The 21,762-nt window shown below is 29.8% G+C and carries 24 protein-coding genes; 13 read left to right on the top strand and 11 right to left on the bottom strand.

The window, feature by feature from the left end; genetic code table 11:
* Positions 1-120: 120 nt before the first annotated feature.
* The 3 genes from B4E59_RS04365 (at position 121) to B4E59_RS04375 (ending at position 2,087) form a co-directional block, all read left to right on the top strand.
* Positions 121-582, top strand: coding sequence for a MaoC family dehydratase (locus tag B4E59_RS04365; protein ID WP_038334338.1), 462 nt, complete (start codon positions 121-123; stop codon positions 580-582).
* Positions 583-677: 95 nt separating this feature from the next.
* Complete coding sequence (gene miaA / locus B4E59_RS04370) at positions 678-1,592, top strand: tRNA (adenosine(37)-N6)-dimethylallyltransferase MiaA (protein ID WP_286494844.1); 915 nt, start codon at positions 678-680, stop codon at positions 1,590-1,592.
* A 3-nt stretch (positions 1,593-1,595) separates the two neighbouring features.
* Positions 1,596-2,087, top strand: coding sequence for a 3'-5' exonuclease (locus B4E59_RS04375; RefSeq protein WP_038334348.1), 492 nt, complete (start codon positions 1,596-1,598; stop codon positions 2,085-2,087).
* A gap of 483 nt (positions 2,088-2,570) precedes the next feature.
* Here B4E59_RS04375 and B4E59_RS04380 read toward each other — a convergent pair whose 3' ends face one another.
* The 6 genes from B4E59_RS04380 to B4E59_RS04405 all read right to left on the bottom strand — a co-directional run bounded on the left by B4E59_RS04380 (position 2,571) and on the right by B4E59_RS04405 (position 6,314).
* Positions 2,571-2,897, bottom strand: coding sequence for a DUF493 family protein (locus B4E59_RS04380; protein WP_219034621.1), 327 nt, complete (start codon positions 2,895-2,897; stop codon positions 2,571-2,573).
* A gap of 95 nt (positions 2,898-2,992) precedes the next feature.
* Positions 2,993-3,514: a GNAT family N-acetyltransferase gene (locus tag B4E59_RS04385; protein ID WP_221854488.1), complete on the bottom strand. Its 522-nt coding sequence runs from the start codon at positions 3,512-3,514 to the stop codon at positions 2,993-2,995.
* Positions 3,514-3,840, bottom strand: a complete 327-nt coding sequence (locus tag B4E59_RS04390) for a DMT family transporter (RefSeq protein ID WP_219034623.1) — start codon at positions 3,838-3,840, stop codon at positions 3,514-3,516. Before B4E59_RS04390 ends, B4E59_RS04385 begins: the two co-directional genes overlap by 1 nt.
* Before the next feature lie 74 nt (positions 3,841-3,914).
* Positions 3,915-4,475 (bottom strand): Crp/Fnr family transcriptional regulator, encoded by a 561-nt coding sequence (locus tag B4E59_RS04395; protein WP_219034624.1) that lies wholly within the window; start codon positions 4,473-4,475, stop codon positions 3,915-3,917.
* 83 nt (positions 4,476-4,558) lie between these two features.
* Positions 4,559-5,263: a phosphoadenylyl-sulfate reductase gene (locus B4E59_RS04400; protein ID WP_115000595.1), complete on the bottom strand. Its 705-nt coding sequence runs from the start codon at positions 5,261-5,263 to the stop codon at positions 4,559-4,561.
* Between the two features lie 796 nt (positions 5,264-6,059).
* Positions 6,060-6,314, bottom strand: a complete 255-nt coding sequence (locus B4E59_RS04405) for a hypothetical protein (protein ID WP_038334370.1) — start codon at positions 6,312-6,314, stop codon at positions 6,060-6,062.
* A gap of 120 nt (positions 6,315-6,434) precedes the next feature.
* On the opposite strand from B4E59_RS04405, the gene ligA reads away from it, so the two are divergent.
* On the top strand, positions 6,435-8,429 hold the full coding sequence (gene ligA / locus B4E59_RS04410; protein ID WP_291048327.1) for an NAD-dependent DNA ligase LigA: 1,995 nt from the start codon (positions 6,435-6,437) through the stop codon (positions 8,427-8,429).
* Positions 8,429-8,986 (top strand): hypothetical protein, encoded by a 558-nt coding sequence (locus B4E59_RS04415; RefSeq protein WP_291048330.1) that lies wholly within the window; start codon positions 8,429-8,431, stop codon positions 8,984-8,986. Before ligA ends, B4E59_RS04415 begins: the two co-directional genes overlap by 1 nt.
* A 28-nt stretch (positions 8,987-9,014) precedes the next feature.
* Here the strand turns inward: B4E59_RS04415 and B4E59_RS04420 are convergent, their stop codons facing one another.
* Together B4E59_RS04420 and B4E59_RS04425 are read right to left on the bottom strand one after the other, a co-directional pair.
* Positions 9,015-9,980: a D-2-hydroxyacid dehydrogenase family protein gene (locus B4E59_RS04420; RefSeq protein ID WP_221854490.1), complete on the bottom strand. Its 966-nt coding sequence runs from the start codon at positions 9,978-9,980 to the stop codon at positions 9,015-9,017.
* Positions 9,981-10,017: 37 nt separating this feature from the next.
* A complete protein-coding gene (locus B4E59_RS04425) occupies positions 10,018-10,551 on the bottom strand; it encodes a hypothetical protein (protein ID WP_291048334.1) in 534 nt (177 codons plus the stop codon).
* A gap of 112 nt (positions 10,552-10,663) precedes the next feature.
* On the opposite strand from B4E59_RS04425, the gene B4E59_RS14645 reads away from it, so the two are divergent.
* From B4E59_RS14645 to B4E59_RS04440, 5 genes are all read left to right on the top strand, one after another.
* The gene (locus tag B4E59_RS14645; RefSeq protein ID WP_371875736.1) at positions 10,664-10,885 is read left to right on the top strand and encodes a hypothetical protein; all 222 of its coding nucleotides are present in this window, start codon (positions 10,664-10,666) and stop codon (positions 10,883-10,885) included.
* Positions 10,886-10,903: 18 nt separating this feature from the next.
* On the top strand, positions 10,904-10,999 hold the full coding sequence (locus tag B4E59_RS14650; protein ID WP_371875737.1) for a hypothetical protein: 96 nt from the start codon (positions 10,904-10,906) through the stop codon (positions 10,997-10,999).
* 180 nt (positions 11,000-11,179) lie between these two features.
* Positions 11,180-14,626: an ATP-dependent helicase gene (locus B4E59_RS04430; protein WP_219034629.1), complete on the top strand. Its 3,447-nt coding sequence runs from the start codon at positions 11,180-11,182 to the stop codon at positions 14,624-14,626.
* A 62-nt stretch (positions 14,627-14,688) separates the two neighbouring features.
* Positions 14,689-15,972, top strand: coding sequence for a glutamate-1-semialdehyde 2,1-aminomutase (gene hemL, locus B4E59_RS04435; protein WP_125349521.1), 1,284 nt, complete (start codon positions 14,689-14,691; stop codon positions 15,970-15,972).
* A gap of 288 nt (positions 15,973-16,260) precedes the next feature.
* The gene (locus B4E59_RS04440) at positions 16,261-16,818 is read left to right on the top strand and encodes a hypothetical protein (protein WP_291048342.1); all 558 of its coding nucleotides are present in this window, start codon (positions 16,261-16,263) and stop codon (positions 16,816-16,818) included.
* 31 nt (positions 16,819-16,849) lie between these two features.
* On the opposite strand, the gene B4E59_RS04445 is transcribed toward B4E59_RS04440, so the two are convergent.
* Positions 16,850-17,164: a DUF4286 family protein gene (locus tag B4E59_RS04445; RefSeq protein ID WP_284583689.1), complete on the bottom strand. Its 315-nt coding sequence runs from the start codon at positions 17,162-17,164 to the stop codon at positions 16,850-16,852.
* 111 nt (positions 17,165-17,275) lie between these two features.
* Here B4E59_RS04445 and B4E59_RS04450 point away from each other — a divergent pair, with 111 nt between their 5' ends.
* Complete coding sequence (locus B4E59_RS04450; protein ID WP_291051674.1) at positions 17,276-18,658, top strand: dipeptidase; 1,383 nt, start codon at positions 17,276-17,278, stop codon at positions 18,656-18,658.
* Between the two features lie 96 nt (positions 18,659-18,754).
* A complete protein-coding gene (locus tag B4E59_RS04455; RefSeq protein WP_291051677.1) occupies positions 18,755-19,906 on the top strand; it encodes an FAD-dependent monooxygenase in 1,152 nt (383 codons plus the stop codon).
* Here the strand turns inward: B4E59_RS04455 and B4E59_RS04460 are convergent.
* Both B4E59_RS04460 and B4E59_RS04465 read right to left on the bottom strand, forming a co-directional pair.
* Positions 19,893-20,387 (bottom strand): hypothetical protein, encoded by a 495-nt coding sequence (locus tag B4E59_RS04460; protein ID WP_291051680.1) that lies wholly within the window; start codon positions 20,385-20,387, stop codon positions 19,893-19,895. The genes B4E59_RS04455 and B4E59_RS04460 overlap by 14 nt on opposite strands.
* A 6-nt stretch (positions 20,388-20,393) precedes the next feature.
* Positions 20,394-20,696 carry a hypothetical protein gene (locus B4E59_RS04465; RefSeq protein ID WP_221856190.1) on the bottom strand — a complete coding sequence of 101 codons (303 nt, stop codon included), beginning with the start codon at positions 20,694-20,696 and terminating at the stop codon, positions 20,394-20,396.
* Between the two features lie 168 nt (positions 20,697-20,864).
* Between B4E59_RS04465 and B4E59_RS04470 the strand changes: the two genes are divergently transcribed.
* On the top strand, positions 20,865-21,704 hold the full coding sequence (locus tag B4E59_RS04470) for an aldo/keto reductase (protein WP_286494862.1): 840 nt from the start codon (positions 20,865-20,867) through the stop codon (positions 21,702-21,704).
* Positions 21,705-21,762 lie beyond the last annotated feature (58 nt).

Below are 21,762 nucleotides of genomic sequence, written 5' to 3' on the forward strand. Positions count from 1 at the left end.
ATTTTTTCAGGACGTTACATTATTCAAAAAATGCTCTCTTTCTCATAAATAAAATTTATTATCTGACGATTATTCATTAGATTTGAGCAATACAATACTAAAAACTAAAACACCTGAATAATGGTAATTATTAATAATTTCGATGAATACAAAGCTTTCGAAGGTAAAGAAATCGGTAAATCTGACTGGCATATAATAAATCAAGAACAAATCAATCGCTTTGCTGATGCAACTTTAGATCATCAATGGATTCATACAGATCCTGAAAAAGCAGCTAACGAAGGACCTTTCAAAAAAACAATAGCGCATGGTTATTTAACGCTATCTTTAATTCCACATTTGTGGGATCAAATTGCGGAAGTGCGCAACATCAAAATGTTAATCAATTATGGAATTGAAAATTTGAGATTTGGACAAGCTGTTTTGGTTGATAGTGAGGTAAGATTAACTGCAAAATTGAAATCTATTACTAATTTGAGAGGAATTGCAAAAGTTGTCATCGAAGCAAATTTAGAAATTAAAGATAATCCGAAACCTGCTTATACGGCGGATGTGGTTTTCCTTTACCACTTTAATGATTAATTAAAGATCAATATAATTTACAAAGCTTCTATTTTTTATAGAAGCTTTTTCTTTTCATAAAATATCGAAGTATCTTGCGCTCGATTTCATATAACATGCAAAAAATTCAAAATAATAAAACCTTAATTTCTATTGTTGGACCAACTGCAATTGGTAAAACCAATTTGGCAATAGAAGTTGCAAAACATTTTCAATCCGAAATTATTTCTTGTGATAGTCGTCAATTTTTCAAAGAAATGAAGATAGGAACTGCTGTTCCTTCTGAGGAAGAATTGACTGAAGTGAAGCATCATTTTATTCAAAATATTTCTATTCACGAAAAATATTCGGTTGGTGATTTTGAGCGTGATGGCTTAGCTTTTTTGAATAATTATTTCAAAACAAATGACATTTGCGTCATGGTTGGTGGATCTGGTTTATATGAAAAAGCGATCACAGTTGGCTTTGACGAATTTCCTGATGTTAATCCTAAAATTAGAGAAGATTTGAATAATGAGCTTGCTGAATTTGGAATTGAAAAATTGCAAAAAGAATTGCAAGAAGTCGATCCAAAGTATTTTGAAGAAGTTGATATTTTCAATAAACAGCGTGTAACACGTGCTTTAGAAATTTTTAGATCTTCGGGTTTACCTTTCTCTAACTTCAGAAATCAAGATTTGAACAAACATCCATTTAACATAATTAAAATCGGTTTAGAACTTCCTCGCGAAGAAATGTACGACCGAATCAATCGTCGAGTTGATATTATGATGAACGAAGGTTTATTAAATGAAGCAAAAAATTTATTTCCTTTAAAAGATTTGAATGCTTTGCAAACTGTTGGTTATCGAGAATTGTTCGACTTTTTTGAAGAGAAAATTACATTGGATTTTGCGATAGAAGAAATCAAAAAGAATACAAGACGTTTTGCAAAACGTCAAATGACATGGTTCAAAAAAGATGAAACTGTCAATTGGTTTTCTCCTTTCGAACAAGAAAATATCATTAATTTTATATCGAACAAAATATAAATTATGGAAAATTTTGTTGCCATCGATTTCGAAACTGCAAACAATTATCGTAATTCTGCTTGCGCGGTTGGAATTGTAACTGTGACAGATAATGTGATTACAGACGAGTATTACACGTTAATTCAACCACCACAAAATCAATATAATTATCATAATATTTTGGTTCATGGAATTCGTCCCGAAGACACAATTGATGCACCAAGTTTTGAAGACGTCTATTTTGAAATCAAACATCGTTTACAAAATCAGCTTGTTGTTGCACATAACGAATCGTTTGATCGTTCTGTTTTGAAGAATACAATGGAGTTTTATAGCCTCAATTACTCTCAACTTAACCTTGCCGAAAAGTGGGAATGTACATACAGAATTTTCAAACAGAAAGGAATTGTTCCTACAAAATTATCCGATTGTGCTCGCCGATTTAATCTTCAACTCAACCATCATGAAGCTTTATCTGATGCAAAAGTTTGTGCTCAATTATACTTATTAAAATAGTTTTACTAAAAATTTATCTGATTAAACATTTAAAAAACAATTCTACATTAATTATAATAAATTTATATTCAGCAATATATCCATTTACAAATATTTGTAAGTATTTACAAGTATTTAAAATTGATTAATAATAACTTTAATAACTCACTATTTCTAAGAAAATTTAATAAAGCAAAAATTCTATTCTAAATAAGTTGATTTTATGAAATGAATTGAGAATGCAAAATTTTGAAAATTAACTTTCAAAATTTTATAAAATGAAGTATAAACTAAAATTTAGTTCCGATAAATCTTTGCAAGTTGAAAAAAATAATAATTTAAAAAATTGATTTCAATTGTTTTTATCGAAGAAGTAAAATAATCACATTATGTATTTAACATAATAAAGAGGGTTACTCTGGGAACATTAATTTCATAATTGAAAAATTGATACCTCCCTACTCTTTTTAAAAAGATAAAAAAAGGTTGCATTTGCAACCTTTTTTATAACATTATAACGCCTTCTATCTTCGAAACTTCTTTGTAATAATTGATTACTGTATCCGCATCAATCACATAAAGTTTAATCGAAATAGATGTATATTTTCTATTTTTTGAAGCTTTGTAATCAAATTCAGCATTCGTTCCTGCAAAAATATCTTTGATTTTTTCCATCGTTTCTTCACTTGAAGGATAAATGAATTTGAACAAATAATCAGCTGGAAATTTTTGTACATCATCTAATCTTTCTTTGAATTTTGCATAAAAATCTTGCTCATTGTGAGAGCTATCTGGTATTTCTTCGAATGTATAATCTCTATTTGTGTCCATATCTATTATTTTTTTGTTACAATGTCAAAAACAATACCACTTCACATTATTGATAAAATATAGAATTAATAAGACATTTTGACATATTATAAATCTTATAATTTTAATCTCATTAAATAATCTATTTGTTCATCATCACCAAGTCTGAAAATATGTTGATCGAATTTTTCGAAACCATTCTTTAAATAGAAATTAATCGCAGAAATATTCTTTTCCCAAACTCCTAACCAAATTGTATGCAAGTTGAGGTTTTTAGTTATTTCTACAGCTTTATTAAAAAGAATTTGTCCAATTTTCTTTCCTTGAAACAATTCTAACACATAAATTCTTTCAATTTCCAAAGAATTCATATCATAAACTTCTGTTTGAGCATCACCAATATTTAATTTCAGATAACCGACAATTTTTTGGTTAATCATTGCAAAAAAGAACAACGAATTTTGATTCTTCAATTCTTTTAATAATTGATCTTCTGAAAAACTTTCGTTCAAATATTTTTGCATATCCTCTTCTGTGTTAGAAGAAGAAAATGTATCTGCAAATGTCTTTTTAGAGATTTCTTGAAGTTCTGTAATGTGTTTTTCTTCAACTCTTTTTATTGTAATTTCTTCGTTCATTAATGCGAAACAAATTTTAATCCTACAATTGAACTAATTAATGTAAAAATAAAGAATATTCTCCAAAAATTAGCTGGTTCTTTGAATACAAAAATTCCGATTAAAACTGTTCCAACAGCGCCAATTCCAGTCCAAACAGCATAAGCAGTTCCCAAAGGTAAAGTTTGTGTTGCTTTGATTAATAACGTCATACTTGCAACCAAACATATTGCAAAAGCGCCATACCAAATGTACATTTCTGAGCCTGTTGTTTCTTTGGCTTTCCCTAAAGATGATGTAAATCCAATCTCGAATAATCCTCCTAAAATCAATAAAATCCAATTCATTTTGTTAATATTTTGATGCAAAGATGAATTAGAAAAAAATAGATTTTTTTTACATTTGTAAAAAAATTATTCGCTTAAATTTCTGTGCGAATCCTACTTAATGTCACTTGAGAAATTCCTAAATAAGACGCGATATAACCTAATTGCACACGATTAATCAAACTTGGATTTTCTTCTAACAATTTTTTATAACGATCAATCGCCGTTCCTAGTTGCCTAGAAATAAAACGCTCTTCAGTTTTTATCAATTCAATTTCAGCAAGTTTTCTTCCCCAATTTGCAATTTCTAAATTTGTCGCATAAAACAATTGTATGTCTGAAGATTTAATTTCATATAACTCACAATCTTCCATTAATTCGATTGTTTCGTAACTAATTTTATTTTCGACATAACTTCGCATCGATAAAATCAAATCGCCTTCTTTCCCAAACCAAAACGTAATTTCTTTTCCATCGTCTATCGTATACGCGCGAACAATTCCTTTTTTGATGAAATATAACTTTTTCTCAACTTTATCAGCATCAATAAGCGTGGTGTTTTTTGGTAATCGAATCAATTGAATTTTATCTGCTATCAATTGAATAGACTGTGATGAAAGTGGCGAAATTTGATTTAAGATTTGTTCTATTTCCATTATTGAAACTTATCTAGTAAAAGTAAACAAAAAACTCAACCTAAAATAGGCTGAGTCATTCAAATTAAATTAACACCTGAAGTCTACTTTGCATGTAGACCGCATTCTTTTTTACTATTGTCTTCCCACCACCATCTTCCGGCACGAAAATCTTCACCTTCGTTTATAGCACGTGTGCAAGGAGCACAACCAATACTTATAAAACCCTTGTCGTGTAACGGGTTGTAAGGAACTCTATTTTCTTTCAAATATTCGAAACAATCCCCTGTTGTAAAATCAATCAATGGATTGAATTTGAATAATTGTTTTTCTTCGTCAAACTCTATTTCGTGCATATCATGTCGATTATTCGATTGCTCCGCACGCAAACCTGTAATCCAAACTGATGCTTCTTTTAATGCACGATTCAAAGGAATTACTTTTCTGATATAGCAACATTGTTTTCTTAAATCAACCGAATCGTAAAAAGGATTAATTCCATTTTCTTCAACAAAATTTTCTAACTCCTCTGTTGGTGGATAAAATGGTTTAATCTTCGCTTGATATTTAAATTCTGTTTTGTTCCACGTATTGTACGTTTCCTGAAAAACACGACCTGTATCTAAAGTAAAAATCTTAATATTGTCTAATTTTTGACTTAAAATAACATGAGAAATAACTTGATCTTCGAAACCAAAACTTGTCGAAAAAACTATTTTTTCTTTAACGTTGTTATTCAAAAAAAATAATTTTTCTTCTAAACTTACTTGTCCTGTAACTTTTTCTAATATCTCTTTTAGTTGATTCATTTTCTTATATAATATCTATAGTTTTTATAGAGTATTTATTTTAACAAATGTATTAATTCCAATTTTCTAAAACAACACTAATCTCGACTAATTTTATAGATATAATATAATATAATATAGAATCAATAAATTATACAAGCAAATTTTGTTTATACTTAAATCATCTTCGAGAGTGAATTTTCATATTCGTAAAATAGAAGAAAATCAGTCCAAATTGGCATTAAATAAAGGTTTTCATAGAGTATGGATTGCTAATTAATTCGAAAATCAATATAATTATTAAGATAAAAACATTTAAAATGTCTTAAGAATAAATTCTATCTAATCATCTTCGAGAACGAATTATGAATATCACAAAACTAAAAAGTCAAACTTTACAATGTTTGACTTTTTAATTTATATTTTTTGTAATGATAAATTAGGACAAAAATGGATGAAAATAACCAAATCCAATAACCAAAATGTGGTAAATCATATTCATGTATTTGTAAAATATCTAATCTTGTTAAATGATTAATTTCGTATAATGACATTTGAATAACAGCGATAATACCTAATATTCATCCTATTTTTATCTTATAAAAAATCCAAGAAAATAATAATGTAAAGTTCCCTAACCAACAGATAAAATCAATTGGCAACTCTGATATCGTTATATATCCTAATATTAGATATGTAATTCAAATATTCTGTTCTAGAATCTCCAGAATAATATTCAATAAAATCAATACTTAATAAGTGAACAGGCAAAATTAAACTCACCAAATAAGTTAAAATACTTACAAATAAAAACAGATTATTTTTCCAATTTAGCTTCAAACTCTTCTATTTGCTTTTCCAATTTTTTATTCTCTTTTTCCAATTTGTTTTGAGGACTAAACATTGCATAAACCAGCAAGCCTACTCCTACTCCAACAACAGCTCCAATTTTTTCGTTCTTATTAATTGCTTTCGAAATTGCAATTCCTGCTGCTGCTCCAGTTGTTACGATAGAAACTGTATTTTCAAAACCTTTTGATTTTGTGTCCAAAACTTCTAATAAATTATTCATAGTTGATTATTTTTCAATAAACGTTGCAATAAATATTCCTAAATATAAATCATTCCAAATTATTTTAAAAATTGTTCGTATTAATTCAAGTGTTTATCTTTGTTCGGTAACATTTTTAGAATGGAAATACAAGACAAAATTTTAGCGCTTCGAGAAGAGCTTACTCAGCATAATTATAATTATTACGTTTTAGATAATCCGACAATTTCTGATTTCGAATTTGATTTGAAATTGAAAGAATTAAAACGATTAGAAGACGAAAATCCTATCTTTTTTGATGTTAATTCCCCTACACAACGCGTTGGTGGAATGGTTACAAAAAATTTTCCGACGATTACACACGAATTTAGAATGTATTCGTTAGACAATTCATATTCAATTGAAGATTTACAAGATTGGGAAAAACGAATTGAGAAAACGTTAGGTGAAAAAGTAGAATTTGTTTGCGAATTGAAATATGATGGCGCTTCGATTTCTATTTTGTATGAAAATGGAGAATTGACGCAGGCTGTAACGCGTGGAGATGGAACACAAGGTGATGAAATCACGAATAATATACGTACTATACAATCTGTTCCATTGAAATTGAAAGGAAATTATCCTGAACGTTTTTATATGCGTGGCGAAATTACAATTCCGCTCAATAAATTCGCTTCAATTAATGAAGAACGCGCTAATAATGGTTTAGAATTGTATGCAAATCCTCGAAATACCGCTTCTGGATCATTAAAATTACAAGATAATACAGAAGTTGCGAAACGCGGTTTACAATGTTTCCCATATTATTTTATCGGAAATAATTTACCTTATTCTACACAATGGGAAATGCTACAAGCCGCTGATGAATTAGGTTTTAAGATTCCGCATACATCAAAATTATGTACTTCTTTGGAAGAAGTTTTAGCTTTTGTAGATCATTGGGATATCGAACGTAAAAATTTACCTTACGAAACGGACGGAATTGTGATCAAAGTAAATTCTTTTTCGCAACAAGATGAATTAGGTTATACTGCGAAATCTCCACGTTGGGCAATGGCGTATAAATTTAAAGCTGAAGCTGCCGAAACCGAATTATTGAGCATCGATTATCAAGTTGGTCGTACTGGAGCGATTACGCCTGTTGCAAATCTTGCACCTATTTCTTTGGCTGGAACAATCGTAAAACGTGCTTCTGTCCACAACGAAGATATTATTAAAAAGTTGGATATCCGCATTGGTGATATGGTTTATGTGGAAAAAGGCGGCGAAATTATTCCGAAAATTGTTGGTGTTAATACTGATGTTCGCAAACCTGGAACGGAAGAAATCGAATTTATTAAAAATTGTCCTTCTTGCGGAACAGAATTAATTCGTAACGATGGCGAAGCACAGCATTATTGTCCAAATGAAAATGGTTGCGAACCTCAAATAATTGGAAAATTAGAGCATTTTGTTTCTCGAAAAGCAATGGATATTGAGAGTATTGGTGGTGAAACAGCTGTTTTGCTACACAAAGCAAATTTGCTTAATAACATTGCTGATTTTTATACTTTACAAAAAGAAGATATTTTGCCTCTGGAAAGAATGGCTGAAAAATCTGCTCAAAATATTATTAATTCTGTCGAAAAATCTAAAGAGCAACCTTTCGAAAAGGTGTTGTACGCAATTGGAATTCGTCATGTAGGTGAAACGGTTGCAAAAAAATTGGTTAAACATTTTCAAACTATTGATCGTTTGATGAATGCAACAATGGAAGAATTAGTTTCTGTAACGGATGTTGGAGAAAAAATTGCAATTTCGATTAAGGAATATTTTAAAGAAGAACAGCATCAAATTTTGATTCAACGTTTACGTGATTACGGGTTGAATTTCGAGATTGGTGAAGAAGCAAAACCTTTGTCAGATTCTTTGGAAGGCAAAACGTTTTTGTTTACAGGAACTTTGACTAAATTCAATCGAACTGATGCACAAAAAATGGTGGAAGATCATGGTGGAAAAAATATTTCTGCAGTTTCTAAAAACTTAAATTTTTTGGTTGCTGGCGATAAAGCTGGAAGTAAATTGAAAAAAGCAGAAGAAATTGGAACAGTTGTCGTGTTGACCGAGGACGAATTTTTAAATATGATTAACGGCTAATGGAATCAGGATTAATTGCTGTCATTATATTCGGAATTGTATTATTGATTTTGATTCCATTTATATATTATGGATTGAGAATGGCAGGCTACAACAAAGCTGCAATGATAGTTTCGCTTGCGATATTTTTTATTGTGATGATTCCGATGGTGAAATATGGTTACAGAAGTCAAATGTATTCTAATGATGATTTGAAAACCGATTTACACCAAGCTGGAATTGGGTTTAAAGGAAATTTAAAAATTGTTTCGACAGTTATTTCTGGAATTAAAAACATGAAACAAGAAACAGTTTTGATTATGGATTCTGCCGATGTCAATACCATTATTAATCGAATAGAAACTGATCCTCGATTCAAAATTTCTCCAGTAATATTGAGTTTGAAAGAAGAATTAGGTTCAAATGCAAAACATAAAACCAATAGAAATTATCGTTTTAAGGATAATTTTATTTTAGAAACTTACGGAATGTCTGATGATTACACGATTCGATATTCAGAACTGAAATTTAGAAAAGGAAACGACACGGTTTTCTTCAAAAAAGAAGAAGTGTATTAAAAAAATCCGTCAATTGACGGATTTTTTATTAATCTAAAACTTCAAGATTTGCAATATTGATTGGATTTCCTTCAATATAATTCACAACATTTTCAAAAGCTTTTGAGAAATATAATTCGTAACTATTTTCTTCAACGTAACCCAAATGCGGCGTACAAATTACATTCGGATTCGTTAGAAATTCATTATTTTTATCATAAATTGGTTCAGAGTTATATACATCTAAAGCAGCATAAGTTGGTGTATTTTGACTTAAAGCTTTACTTAAATCATTTTTCTTAATTAGTTCAGCTCTAGAAGTATTTACAATAATTGCATCATGTTTCATTAATTTCAAATCTTCAAATTTCACAATACCTTTTGTTTGCTCATTTAATCGAATATGAAGTGTAACAACATCGCTTGTAGAGAAAAAATCTTCTTTAGAATTACTTGCTTGAAAACCATCCTCCAATGCTTTTTGACGAGAATTTTCACTTCCCCAAACTTGCACTTTCGTTCCAAAAGCTTTTGCATATTGTGCAATCATCTGTCCTATTTTTCCATATCCCCAAATTCCAATTGTTTTACCATTTATTGTAGAACCAATATTAGTCTGCCACTCGCCTTTTTTCATCGCTTCGATAGCTTGAGGTATTTTTCGAGTTGCATTCATTATCAACATCCAAGTTAATTCGGCTGGAGCAATAGGAGAACCAATTCCTTCTGACACAGCAACTCCACTACTTGTACAAGCGGCTAAATCTAAATGATTTGAAATTTTGCCTGTTTGACTAATTAATTTCAAATTTGGTAAAAGGGATAATAATTCTTCATTTATTTTCGTACGTTCTCTTATCAAAACTAAAATTTGAACATCCTCAATTTCTTTTGCTAAATCCTTTGTATTTGTATATGAACGATTTAAAACCTTAACATCATAATCTTTTATTAAATCAAAACATTTCAAATACGGTACAGCATTTTGATAATCATCTAATATGGCAATTTTCATTGTTTAATTTTTAATAAATGTAGTTATTTTGATTTATCTAATTACTTTTCTCTTTCTTAATTATCTCATCAAATTCGTCCAAAGTATCTTTACTTTCAGTTTTGTAATTTTTAGATTTTCCTATAAAATGAATCAATTTTCTATCTTCAAAATAATAACGAAATTCTTCAATTTTCGATTTTTTATCATCAAATCCTTTCCAATATAAAGGAAAATTATAAGTTGTACCTTGTTCAAAAACAAAAGACAATTTATCATTTAACAAATAATATTCGGCTAAATATTGACCTGATTTTCCAAATTTTCGAACCACAATTTTTTCTAATTTATCGTTCAAAAAATAATAATTAATAAAACCACCTTCGGTAGAATCATCAGTTTCAATTTCTTTTATTTTTGTCCAAATTTTAATCGAATTAATTCGATTAAAATTTGATTTAATTGGATCTAATTTATTTTTAAAATCTTTTGAAATAATAACTTCAGAACTTTTAGAATCTTTTTGTTTTTGAGCAAATACATTAAATAAACTAAAAATAATAAACGAAATTAATAAAAGAGTTTTCTTCATTGTACTAAAATTATTTCCATAAAATTCAATAAAATAAACTAATTTTCAATCAATAATAATAGTGAATTTTATGCAATTTTGAGTCGCTCGTCATACCAATCAAATCAACTAAATAAAAAAATTCTATACTAAAGTTTTAAATTTTGAAATTCTTGGAGAGTTTCAAAATCATAATGGATATGATGGTATTTTTATTGGAAAACCAGATTTAAACTGGCATCTAAAATTTACAACAACTCACGAAAATATAAATCATCACTTTGATGAAGACAATTGTTTGGTATTTTATCCAACAACACAACAAGAATATGAAAAAATTATTGAGCGTTTATAATTTCATCATATCAAACCAATAAAATCTAAAAATCCATATTGGAATGATAACGGAATTTCTTTCTTAGATCCTGATGGATTTGCTGTCATTGTTTCACCTTTGAGAATTAAATAATTTGAAAAAATTCAAATTCTTAATAATCCGATGAATAAAAAATTAAATCCTTGGTATAAATTACAACAAGGTAAAATTAAAACTCCAAAATGGTTGTTTACAAGTGATGATTGGAAAACGTGGGATTAAACGTCTTTTTAATACAATATTTAGTCTTAATTTTACACCAAATTAATCGCCGTGAATCGAGAAGAAATAGGAAATCAACTGCTAAATGAAGTTTTACAAATTCAACTTGCCAATAAACCAATCAATTTTAAATATTTAGATTTAAAACGTTTGGTTGAAAATATTGCATTTGAGTTGACAAAAAACGAAGCTTTACAGTTTTCTAACTTTTTCTCGAAGCTATCTTTTATCTGTAATCAATACCAAGTTTCCACTAAAATTCATTCCTTTCGTAAAACGGCTCAACGAATTCTGAGCGAGAAATACGAACCGACAGAACACGAATATTTTACACATTATAAATATGTTGCAGATTTTATTTCTTCGATTTATGAAGTAATGATTCCAGCAGAAATTATCTACTATTTTCCTGAAAAAGAATTTTATACAAACAAAATTCTTACTCGAAATCGGGTTAAAAAATTGCGTGTTCAAGTGATTGAAATCAAACGAGATTGTTTGATTTGCGATCATGAAGATAATGAAACAGAAGAAAATATTACAGTTCAAATTGATGAGGATGGCGTAAATGAAAACTTTACTTCTGTTGAGGATTTTTGGGTTGGTGCACAATTAAATTTAGTCAATTCGACGATTGATGAAGAAGGAATTTATCATCCACGTTTTATCATTCTCGAACCAGATTATTTGGTTGATATTTCGGCAATTGCTGAATGTTTTCAGGATTATGGAACTTCTGAATTGCATTATATTCAGAAAAAATTTGAAGAATCGCCAAATAGTAAACACATTCGTTTAGGAAATTTTGCCAATTCAGTAGTCGATCATTTTTCAACAGAAAACATTGAAAACACAGATTTTAATGAGATTTTCAAGAATGATTTCAAAAATTATCCATTAGAATATACGGCTTGCAACGATTTGACGAATCCACAAGACTTGAAAGATTATTATCTGGAAGCAAAAGGTCATTTTGACCGTATTCAAAAAGTGTTGACCGAGGATTTTCCTCAATATGATATTTCGTTGGATCGTGCATTAATAGAGCCTTCATTTTTGTGCGAACAATATGGTATTCAGGGTCGTTTAGATTTATTAGACATTAATCCCGAAGGAAAAAATAAAATTATCGAGCTGAAATCTGGTGGTGCACCTTTTCCTGATGATGGAAAAAGTGTCAAGCCAAATCATGCGACGCAGCTCTTTTTATATTACCAAATTATTGGTGTTTTATATGATTTAGAGTTTAAAGATGTCACAAAAAACACCGAAGGTTATATCTTCTATTCGAAAGTATATCAAGGAAATTTACGTTTTGATGTGCCAACTTTAGCGCGAGTTCAACGTATTTTTGATTTACGAAATCGAATAATTATCAATGAAAATCGGTTAGCAAATCATGCATTAACCGATATTGAATCAACTATTTATTCGATTAAACCTGCCAATTTTATCAAACGAAAAATTAATCCTCGTTTCAAAGAAATTTTAGAAGAACAGTTGGATAAATTTATCTATCCGATCAAAAATAGTTCACCGTTAGAAAAAGCTTATTTTTATTCGTTTACGAATTTCATTGCGAAAGAGCAATATATGGCGAAACTTGGTTTGGGACAATCAACTTCTAACAACGGTTTGGCGAGTTTGTGGCTGAATACTTTCGAAGAAAAAAATAATAATTTCGAGATTATTTATGATTTAGAAATTGTAGAAAATCATATTTCTGATCCAAAACGTGAAATCAAGTTAAAAAGAACTAATCCTGCGAATGATTTTATTTCGATTCGCGAAGGTGATATTTGCATTCTTTATCCAAGAAATAATTTCAAAGATTCGGTTTTAACAAATCAGGTTTTTAAATGTACCATCAAAAGTATTTCGAGAGAATTTATTGTGTTGCGTTTTCGTTATCAGCAGCCCAACACACGCTTTTTTGATTCGTTTGATTCATCAGGAAAATGGGCTTTGGAACGCGATTTTATGGATTCTTCTTTTGTTTCGATGTACCGAAATCTGTATGGATTAATTCATTCTTCTAAAGCAAAAAAAGATTTGATTTTAACGCAATCTATTCCAAGAAATCAAATGGATTATGCGTATTTTAACTCAAATCTTTCGGATGAACAAAATCGAATCTTGAAAAAAGCGCTTTCTTCTAAAGATTATTTCTTGTTGAATGGACCTCCAGGAACAGGAAAAACATCGATTATCATCAAAGAATTGGTGAAAGAAATCTACGAGAAACAAGATTGTAATATTTTGCTTTTGGCGTATACAAATCGTGCGGTTGATGAATTATGTGAATCGATAAATTCGGCTATTTCTGATCAAATTGAACAAAAGTTCATCAGAATTGGGAATGAATTATCTACTTCTCCTGAATTTCATCCTAATTTATTGAATAAAATTATCGAGCAAAAAGATGTTGATTTAGAGCAAAAAGGAGAAAAATTTTCGAGAAAAACAATTCAAGATATTATTCGTAAACAACGCATTTTTGTTTCGACGGTTGCTTCAATTTCGAGTAAAAATGATATTCTGAAATTAAAGAAATTTGATACAATTATTATTGATGAAGCTTCACAAATTTTAGAACCACAAATTGTTGGAATTCTACCAAAAGCAGAACGTTTTATCATGATTGGTGATCACAAACAGTTGCCTGCAATTGTTTTGCAAAATCCTGAATTAGCAAAAACGAACAACGAATTATTAGAAAATATTGGTTTAATCAATCGTAAAAACTCAATTTTCGAACGTTTGTATGAATTTTGTGAGCGTAATAATAACGAAAATTCATTTGACCAATTGACTTATCAAGGAAGAATGCATGCTGAAATTGCAGATTTTCCGAACAATTATTTTTATGATGGAAAATTAAATGTTGCCTATGATATTCCAAATTTGAATGAAGAGATTAAGCAAAGTTTACATCGCCAACGTGCAGATTTACATTTTGAAAATCATAATCAATCAAATGATTTACAAAACTTTATTACGAATCATCGTTTTGCGTTTATCAATGTGGACGAAAATCCTTATTTGCCTTCAACGAATGAGCAAGAAGCCGATTTGATTGTGAAATTTGTACAAGAAATTATTCATTTATACGAAATCAATAAAAAAGAATTTGATGCAAAGAAAACAATTGGAATTATTGCGCCTTTCCGTAATCAAATTGCCTTGATTAAACAAAAATTAGAATTAGCAAATATTCCTAATTACGAGCAAATAACGGTTGATACAGTTGAGCGTTATCAAGGAAGTCAGCGCGATATTATTTTGTATAGTTTTGCGGTAACATATTATTCACAATTGAATGCGTTGGTGAATATGAATGACCAAGGAAATGTTGACCGAAAACTAAATGTGGCGTTAACACGTGCAAAAGAGCAATTATTTTTGATTGGAAATCAAACGATTTTGAAAGAAAATCAATTGATTAAAACATTAATTGAGTATTTAGAAAATAAATCTTCACATAAACTTATAATCTAATCAAAATCACTTCATAATTCATTTAAGATTCAGTAAATTTGTGCAACTATTTTTGTAAAATTATGTTGTATCAAAGAAGTAGCGCATTATTCAAAGACGCGCAAGAATATATTCCAGGAGGTGTAAATTCTCCTGTTCGTGCATTTAAATCTGTTGGAGGAACGCCAATTTTTATCAAAAAAGCCGAAGGTGCTTATATTTATGATGAAGATGGACGTGCTTACGTAGATTACATCAATTCTTGGGGACCAATGATTATTGGACACACAGATCCGCGTGTTTTGAATGCGACTGTTGAGCAGATGAAAAATGGTTTTTCTTTTGGTACACCAACTGAATTGGAAACTGAAATTGCAAAATTAATTACTTCTGTAGTTCCAAACATCGATATGGTTCGTATGGTGAACTCAGGTACAGAAGCTTGTATGTCGTCAATTCGTTTGGCAAGAGGTTATACAAATCGTGATAAAATTGTAAAGTTTGAAGGTTGTTACCATGGACATTCAGATTCATTTTTGATTAAAGCTGGTTCTGGTGCTGCAACTTTCGGAAATCCAAATTCTCCGGGTGTAACACAAGGAACTGCAAAAGATACGTTGTTGGCAGAATACAATAATTTGGAAGATGTAAAAGCTTTATTCGAACAAAATAAAGACGAAATTGCAGCTATTATTGTTGAGCCAATTGCAGGAAACATGGGATGTATTGTTCCAGAAAAAGGTTTCTTAGAAGGATTAAGACAAATTTGTGATGAAAATGGAGCTTTATTAATTTTTGATGAAGTAATGACAGGTTTCCGTCAAGCGATGGGAGGTTCTCAAGAACGTTTAAACATCAATGCAGATATTGTAACATTTGGTAAAGTAATTGGCGGAGGTTTCCCTGTTGGTGCTTTTGCTGCTCGTCGCGAAATCATGAATCACCTTGCTCCTCTTGGCCCTGTTTATCAAGCGGGAACATTATCAGGAAATCCAATTGCTATGCGTGCTGGTATCACAACATTGAATATTATCAATAATGATAGAGCATTATTCAATAGAATTGATAACGCTACAGAAACTTTAGATGTTGAAATTTCTAAAATCTTTGCAGAAAAAGGAATTCCAAATCATATCAATCGTTTAGGGTCGATGATGTCTGTTTTCTTTACAGAGCAAACGGAAATTAAAAACTTTACAGATGTGACCAAATGTAACCACGAAAGATTCAACAAATTTTTCCATCATTTATTAACGAACGAAGTTTACATTGCTCCTTCTGGATACGAAACTTGGTTTATTTCTGATGCAATTAAAGATGCTGAAATTAATAAAACATTAGACGCTGTAAGAAGCTTCGAAGGTTAAACATAAACAAAAAATGCAGTAGAAAAACTACTGCATTTTTTTATTCTATTTTGGAACTACATTTTTGCGTCCATCAATTTTTCTGTTTTATCAGGTGATTTGCCCATTTTAATAACAAACGCTTTGTTTGAATTATAATTTTTCGGAAGTAAAATATCGTAATAGGTATTTTTATCTAAATCGAAACCAATTCTGAAATAATTCAACTAAAGTCAAAAAAACATAAATCAAAAATTGATAACTATACAAATCAATGAAATTATTATATTTACTAAAATTCATAATGATATGATTACAAATTACTTTAAACTACTACTTGCATCTAGTATAATTCTTATTAATTTTGGATGTAAAGATGATGATGGTTTTTCGGAAGAAGATGTAGTTGAGACTTATAATATTGTGTCCTATAAAGCTAATATCCCAGTTGATTTAAACAATGATAAAAAAACATCAACTAATTTGTTGGATGAAATTGAAATTCTTAATAAACAAGAGAACTTTTTAGAAGTTAGACCTAAAGTAAAATTAATCTCCTTTAATTTTCCTCTAACATTAATAAATTATGATTATCCAAGTATACCAAGCGGTTATGCAGATTTTGTAAAATATGGATTTGTAACATCTACAACATTATCGGATAAAGTAATGGTTATAAAAGATAGTAGTTATACAGAAAGCAACTATACTGGTAACAAGGAAAATAAAAAAAATGTTTCTATTGAAAATTTAAAAATTATAGACTACAATCGTCTATCTACAAATATTACAAAGTCATATTATGATTTTAGCACCAAACAATGGATTGAATTGAATATTGAAGTTATTTTTCAAAAAAGAATATAAAAAAAGCTCGAGAATTTTCTCGAGCTTTTGTTTAATTATAATCCCCTATATGTTCCATTTCACTTTCGAAACTTAGTACTTTAGTCGCGTATTTTTGCAAACTTTTTTGTTTAATTTCTGATAAAAAATTATTCTTGAATTTATCTAAAGTCAATTCATCATTCACAAATAATTGCAAAGAATAAGAAACCGCCCCAGGTTCTATATGAGAAGTTATTTTTCCTAAACGAGCACCGATAAAACAATTTGATTTCAAATAATCATTAATATGCTCTTTCTGAATCCACGCAAACCAATCATCATGCACTTCTTGTTCAACAATAAAAGTTGTATTATATAATATCATTCTCTAATTTTTTGCAAAGATACAAAGGTTTTCGCATTATATTTTTCTTGAAAAAGAAAGTCTAATCAAGATTTTATTTTTAAATTTACCTATTATTCATAACAAACAAAAATGAACAATACGCAACAATTTATACAAGAGAATAAACAACGTTTTCTTGATGAATTAATCGAATTACTTAAAATTCCTTCAGTTAGTGCTGATCCAGCCTACACACAAGACGTAAATGATGCTGCCGAGATGGTTGCAAAATATTTAAAAGAAGCAGGTGCTGATAATGTTGAAGTATGCGAAACAGAAGGTTTTCCTGTTGTTTACGGAGAAAAAATAGTTGACGCTTCAAAACCTACTGTTTTAGTTTACGGACATTACGATGTACAACCAGCTGATCCTTTAGAATTATGGGAATCTGGACCATACGAGCCAGTAATCAAAAAGACAGAAATTCATCCTGACGGAGCAATTTTTGCTCGTGGTTCTGCTGATGATAAAGGTCAAATGTTTATGCACGTTAAAGCTTTTGAGGCTTTAAACAAATCAAACGAATTACCTTGTAACGTTAAATTTATGATCGAAGGTGAAGAAGAAGTTGGTTCTCCTTCATTAGTAAATTTCGTTAAAAACAATAAAGAGAAATTAAAAAATGATGTGATTTTGATTTCTGATACTTCTATGATTTCAAACGAACAACCTTCTATTTCTGTTGGTTTACGTGGTTTATCTTATGTAGAAGTTGAGGTAAAAGGAGCTAATCGCGATATGCACTCTGGTGTTTATGGTGGAGCTGTTCCTAATCCGATTAATGTTTTAGCAACAATGATTGGAAAATTAATCAATGAAAAAGGTCACATTACAATTCCAGGTTTCTATGAACCAATTCTTGAATTAACAGAAGACGAAAGAGCTGATTTAGCTAAAATTCCATTTGATGTAGAAGAATACAAGAAATCTATTGGTATTGCTGATATCCAAGGAGAAGAAGGTTTTTCTACAATCGAAAGAGCTTCTATTCGTCCTACTTTAGATGTAAACGGAATTTGGGGAGGATATATTGGCGAAGGTGCTAAAACAGTTATTCCTTCTCATGCGTATGCTAAAATTTCAATGCGTTTGGTTCCTGGACAAGATCCAGAAGTTGTAACAAAACAATTTGCAGATTATTTCCCAACTTTAGCGCCTTCTTCTGTAGAAGTTAAAGTAAAACCACATCATGGAGGTAAACCTTATATTTTACCAACAAATCATCCTGGTTTTATCGCTGCTAAAAAAGCGTTAGCTGAAACTTTTGTGAAAGAAGCGTTAGCCGAAAGAGCTGGTGGATCTATTCCAATTGTTGCTTTATTCGAAGAAGAATTAGGAACAAAATCTGTTTTAATGGGATTCGGATTAAACTCTGACGTTATACACTCTCCAAACGAACATTATGGTTTATTCAATTTCTACAAAGGAATCGAAACTATTCCATATTTCTACAAATATTTTAACGAACAATAATTTCCGACAAAATAACTTCTGAAAAGCGAATCAAATTGATTCGCTTTTCTTTTTGGTTTATAGTAGAATGATTAATTTTGAACTTTATTTTTATCAATGAGTAAAAAATTCTTAATTGCGGGTGCAGGAATTGCGGGTTTAACTTTAGCAAAAGCTTTGCAAGACTTAAATTATGATTACGAAATCTTCGAGGCTTCGACAGAAGTTCGTGGAATTGGGGCTGGTTTTGGTTTGGCTTCTAATGCAATGAAAGCGTTTGAAATTCTTGGTTTAGCAGAAGAGGTTGCGCCTTTGGGGCATATGTTAGAAGATTTTGAAATTCAAGATTGGAAAGAAAAAACAATTCTGAAAGCGGACACAGAACGATTAAGAAAAAATTACAACAACGAAAATTTTGCCATTCATCGTGCAGATTTACATCATTATTTAGTCTCGAAAATTGATTCGAATAAAATTAAAACGTCAAAAAAAATAAAATTCTTTGAACAAAGTTTTGAGAAAGTTGTCCTTCATTTTGAAGATGGAACTTCTACAGAAGGTGATTATTTAATTGGTGCTGATGGGATAAATTCTACAATTCGTCAACAATTGTTAAAACATTCAACACCTCGTTATGCAGGCTATATTTGTTGGCGTGCTATTGTAGAGGATAAATCTTACAATTCAAAAAAGAGCATCGAAACATGGGGACCAAATGGTCGATTTGGTTTGACGCCATTAATCAATCATCAAATTTATTGGTATGCTTGTGTCAATACAAAACTAAATTCTGAAGTTTACAACTACGCTTTAAGTGATATTAAAAATCAGTTCAAAGATTATTCGGGACAAATCAGAAATACTTTACAAAAAACGAATCCAGAAAGCATCATTGCTACGCCAATTATGGATATAAAACCGATTAATAATTATGCATTTAATCGTGTATTGTTAATTGGAGATGCAGCACATGCAACCACACCAAACATGGGGCAAGGCGCATGCATGGCTGTTGAAGATGTTTGTGTTTTGTATGATGAACTAATCAAAAAAGATACTGATATTTTGTTAGCTTTTGAACATTATAATTTACGTCGTTTGAAACGAACACATTATATTATCGATACTTCTCGTTTGGCTGGAAAAGTTGCTCAAGTCGACAATAAATTTTTGATGAATATACGAAATTTTGCTTTCCGAAATTTACCACAATCTTTGATGCAAAGTCCTTTAGAAGACTTGTTGGAAGAAGATTTTATGAGAGTTTAGGATTATGCAAAACGAATTTTGTAGTGTTTCTTAACGTATATTTCTTGTTGACATAAGAAGTTAACAAATCTCCAAAACTCATATCACGAGTTTCTCTTTGATTAGTTGAAAATAATTTCACAATCTTAATCAAATATTTATTTAAGTCAATCAAATCAAAAGTAAATTCTTTTATCAACCAAAATAGAAAATATAACGGAATAAAAACTATATTTAAGACAACTTGGAATCCATTCGCTAATTCTCCTTCTGACAAAAAATGTTTTGAATAATCAAATTTAGAAAAATCAATATCATATTTTTCTATAAACGCTATCAAAAGTGATTCATTATCTAATCCTGATAAAAATAAATCTTTCTCAATCAGAACATCAACATTTTCAACTTTTTCTTTTGTTGTTTTTTCTAGAAAATTTTTGACTTCTATATACGATTGTCTCAAAGTTGCGAAATCAACATGTAAAATCTGTTTTTCTTCCATAATCACCTACTTCAACAGCACATTATCTTCTAATTCTTGCTTCGAAATCTGAAAATGTTTATCAAATTCTTGTTCAAAAGATTCTAAATCCATTGTAATTTCCCAATCACCAAATTCATTTTCAAACAAATCAGTCATATGTTCTTTTAAATCATCTAATTTTTGTTGAATAAATTCATTTTGCTGAATATCTTCTGCATCTTTCTTATCTAATACAACTTGTTGATTAATTTTTCTAAGAATCAAAGCATTAATAAATTCTTCATGTGTATTCATAAAATCCTCAATCGTACCTGTAAATTGTGTCATTTTTAATATTTTTTCCTATCACTTTTCGAGAATAAATATAGAACTATTTTATTAACAAACAATTAAATTTAAGATTTCTATAAATGAGTTTTAACATAAGAATTAACGTCTACTAATTATTGAAATTGGTTGTTTTGAGATAAATTTGAATATAAAAATATTGAAAAAATGGAAAACTTTAAACTATCAAACGGGATCGAAATTCCTGCAATTGGATTTGGAACATGGTTATTGGAAGGTGAAAAAGTTATAGAACCTCTAAAAATTGCATTAACAAAAGGATATACACATATTGACACGGCAGCAATCTACAAAAATGAAAAAGAAATTGGAACAGTTTTGAAAGCTGAAAATGTAGATCGTAGTAAATTATTCATTACATCTAAATGTTGGAATTCTGAGCGTGGATACGAAAAAGCAATGGCTGCATTTGAGCAAACTTTAGCTGATTTACAGACAGATTATTTGGATTTATATTTGATTCATTGGCCAGCAAATGAAACGCAATTTCCTGATACTTGGGCAGAATTGAATGCTGGAACTTGGCAAGCTTTTGAGGAAATTTACAAATCTGGAAAAGCAAAAGCGATTGGTGTGAGTAATTTCAATATCAATCATTTGGAAGCTTTATTTGAAACGGCTGAAATCAAACCAATGGTTAATCAAATTGAGATTCATCCAGGACATTCGCAACCAGAATTAGTCGATTTTTGTAGACAAAACGATTTGTTAGTTGAAGCATGGAGTCCGCTAGGTTCTGGAAGAATTTTGGAGAACGAATTAATTGTTTCTTTGGCTGATAAATACAATGTTTCAGTTGGTCAGATTTGTATTAATTATTGTTTGGCGAAAGAAATTTTACCACTTCCTCGCTCCTCTTCAGAAAAAAATATTGAAGCGAATTTAACTTCAAATAATTTTAAATTAAGTGTAGAAGATGTAAAAGCGATAGATGAAATGCCAGCTGATGGTTTTTCTGGATTGAATCCTTCAATGGTTGAATTTTAACAAGTTAAACAAATTCACTAAAATAAATTTTAAAAACCTCTGTTTTGCAGAGGTTTTT

This window comes from Empedobacter sp. UBA2044, assembly GCF_002333005.1.
In the GTDB taxonomy this organism is placed as follows: Bacteria; Bacteroidota; Bacteroidia; order Flavobacteriales; family Weeksellaceae; genus Empedobacter; species Empedobacter falsenii_B.

Excerpts from the sequence above, each read along its gene's own strand:
- B4E59_RS04365 (WP_038334338.1), top strand. The coding sequence starts at position 121 with ATGGTAATTATTAATAATTTCGATGAATACAAAGCTTTCGAAGGTAAA.
- miaA (WP_286494844.1), top strand. The coding sequence starts at position 678 with ATGCAAAAAATTCAAAATAATAAAACCTTAATTTCTATTGTTGGACCA.
- B4E59_RS04375 (WP_038334348.1), top strand. The coding sequence starts at position 1,596 with ATGGAAAATTTTGTTGCCATCGATTTCGAAACTGCAAACAATTATCGT.
- B4E59_RS04380 (WP_219034621.1), bottom strand. The coding sequence starts at position 2,897 with ATGGACACAAATAGAGATTATACATTCGAAGAAATACCAGATAGCTCT.
- B4E59_RS04385 (WP_221854488.1), bottom strand. The coding sequence starts at position 3,514 with ATGAACGAAGAAATTACAATAAAAAGAGTTGAAGAAAAACACATTACA.
- B4E59_RS04390 (WP_219034623.1), bottom strand. The coding sequence starts at position 3,840 with ATGAATTGGATTTTATTGATTTTAGGAGGATTATTCGAGATTGGATTT.
- B4E59_RS04395 (WP_219034624.1), bottom strand. The coding sequence starts at position 4,475 with ATGGAAATAGAACAAATCTTAAATCAAATTTCGCCACTTTCATCACAG.
- B4E59_RS04400 (WP_115000595.1), bottom strand. The coding sequence starts at position 5,263 with ATGAATCAACTAAAAGAGATATTAGAAAAAGTTACAGGACAAGTAAGT.
- B4E59_RS04405 (WP_038334370.1), bottom strand. The coding sequence starts at position 6,314 with ATGAATAATTTATTAGAAGTTTTGGACACAAAATCAAAAGGTTTTGAA.
- ligA (WP_291048327.1), top strand. The coding sequence starts at position 6,435 with ATGGAAATACAAGACAAAATTTTAGCGCTTCGAGAAGAGCTTACTCAG.
- B4E59_RS04415 (WP_291048330.1), top strand. The coding sequence starts at position 8,429 with ATGGAATCAGGATTAATTGCTGTCATTATATTCGGAATTGTATTATTG.
- B4E59_RS04420 (WP_221854490.1), bottom strand. The coding sequence starts at position 9,980 with ATGAAAATTGCCATATTAGATGATTATCAAAATGCTGTACCGTATTTG.
- B4E59_RS04425 (WP_291048334.1), bottom strand. The coding sequence starts at position 10,551 with ATGAAGAAAACTCTTTTATTAATTTCGTTTATTATTTTTAGTTTATTT.
- hemL (WP_125349521.1), top strand. The coding sequence starts at position 14,689 with ATGTTGTATCAAAGAAGTAGCGCATTATTCAAAGACGCGCAAGAATAT.
- B4E59_RS04440 (WP_291048342.1), top strand. The coding sequence starts at position 16,261 with ATGATTACAAATTACTTTAAACTACTACTTGCATCTAGTATAATTCTT.
- B4E59_RS04445 (WP_284583689.1), bottom strand. The coding sequence starts at position 17,164 with ATGATATTATATAATACAACTTTTATTGTTGAACAAGAAGTGCATGAT.
- B4E59_RS04450 (WP_291051674.1), top strand. The coding sequence starts at position 17,276 with ATGAACAATACGCAACAATTTATACAAGAGAATAAACAACGTTTTCTT.
- B4E59_RS04455 (WP_291051677.1), top strand. The coding sequence starts at position 18,755 with ATGAGTAAAAAATTCTTAATTGCGGGTGCAGGAATTGCGGGTTTAACT.
- B4E59_RS04460 (WP_291051680.1), bottom strand. The coding sequence starts at position 20,387 with ATGGAAGAAAAACAGATTTTACATGTTGATTTCGCAACTTTGAGACAA.
- B4E59_RS04465 (WP_221856190.1), bottom strand. The coding sequence starts at position 20,696 with ATGACACAATTTACAGGTACGATTGAGGATTTTATGAATACACATGAA.
- B4E59_RS04470 (WP_286494862.1), top strand. The coding sequence starts at position 20,865 with ATGGAAAACTTTAAACTATCAAACGGGATCGAAATTCCTGCAATTGGA.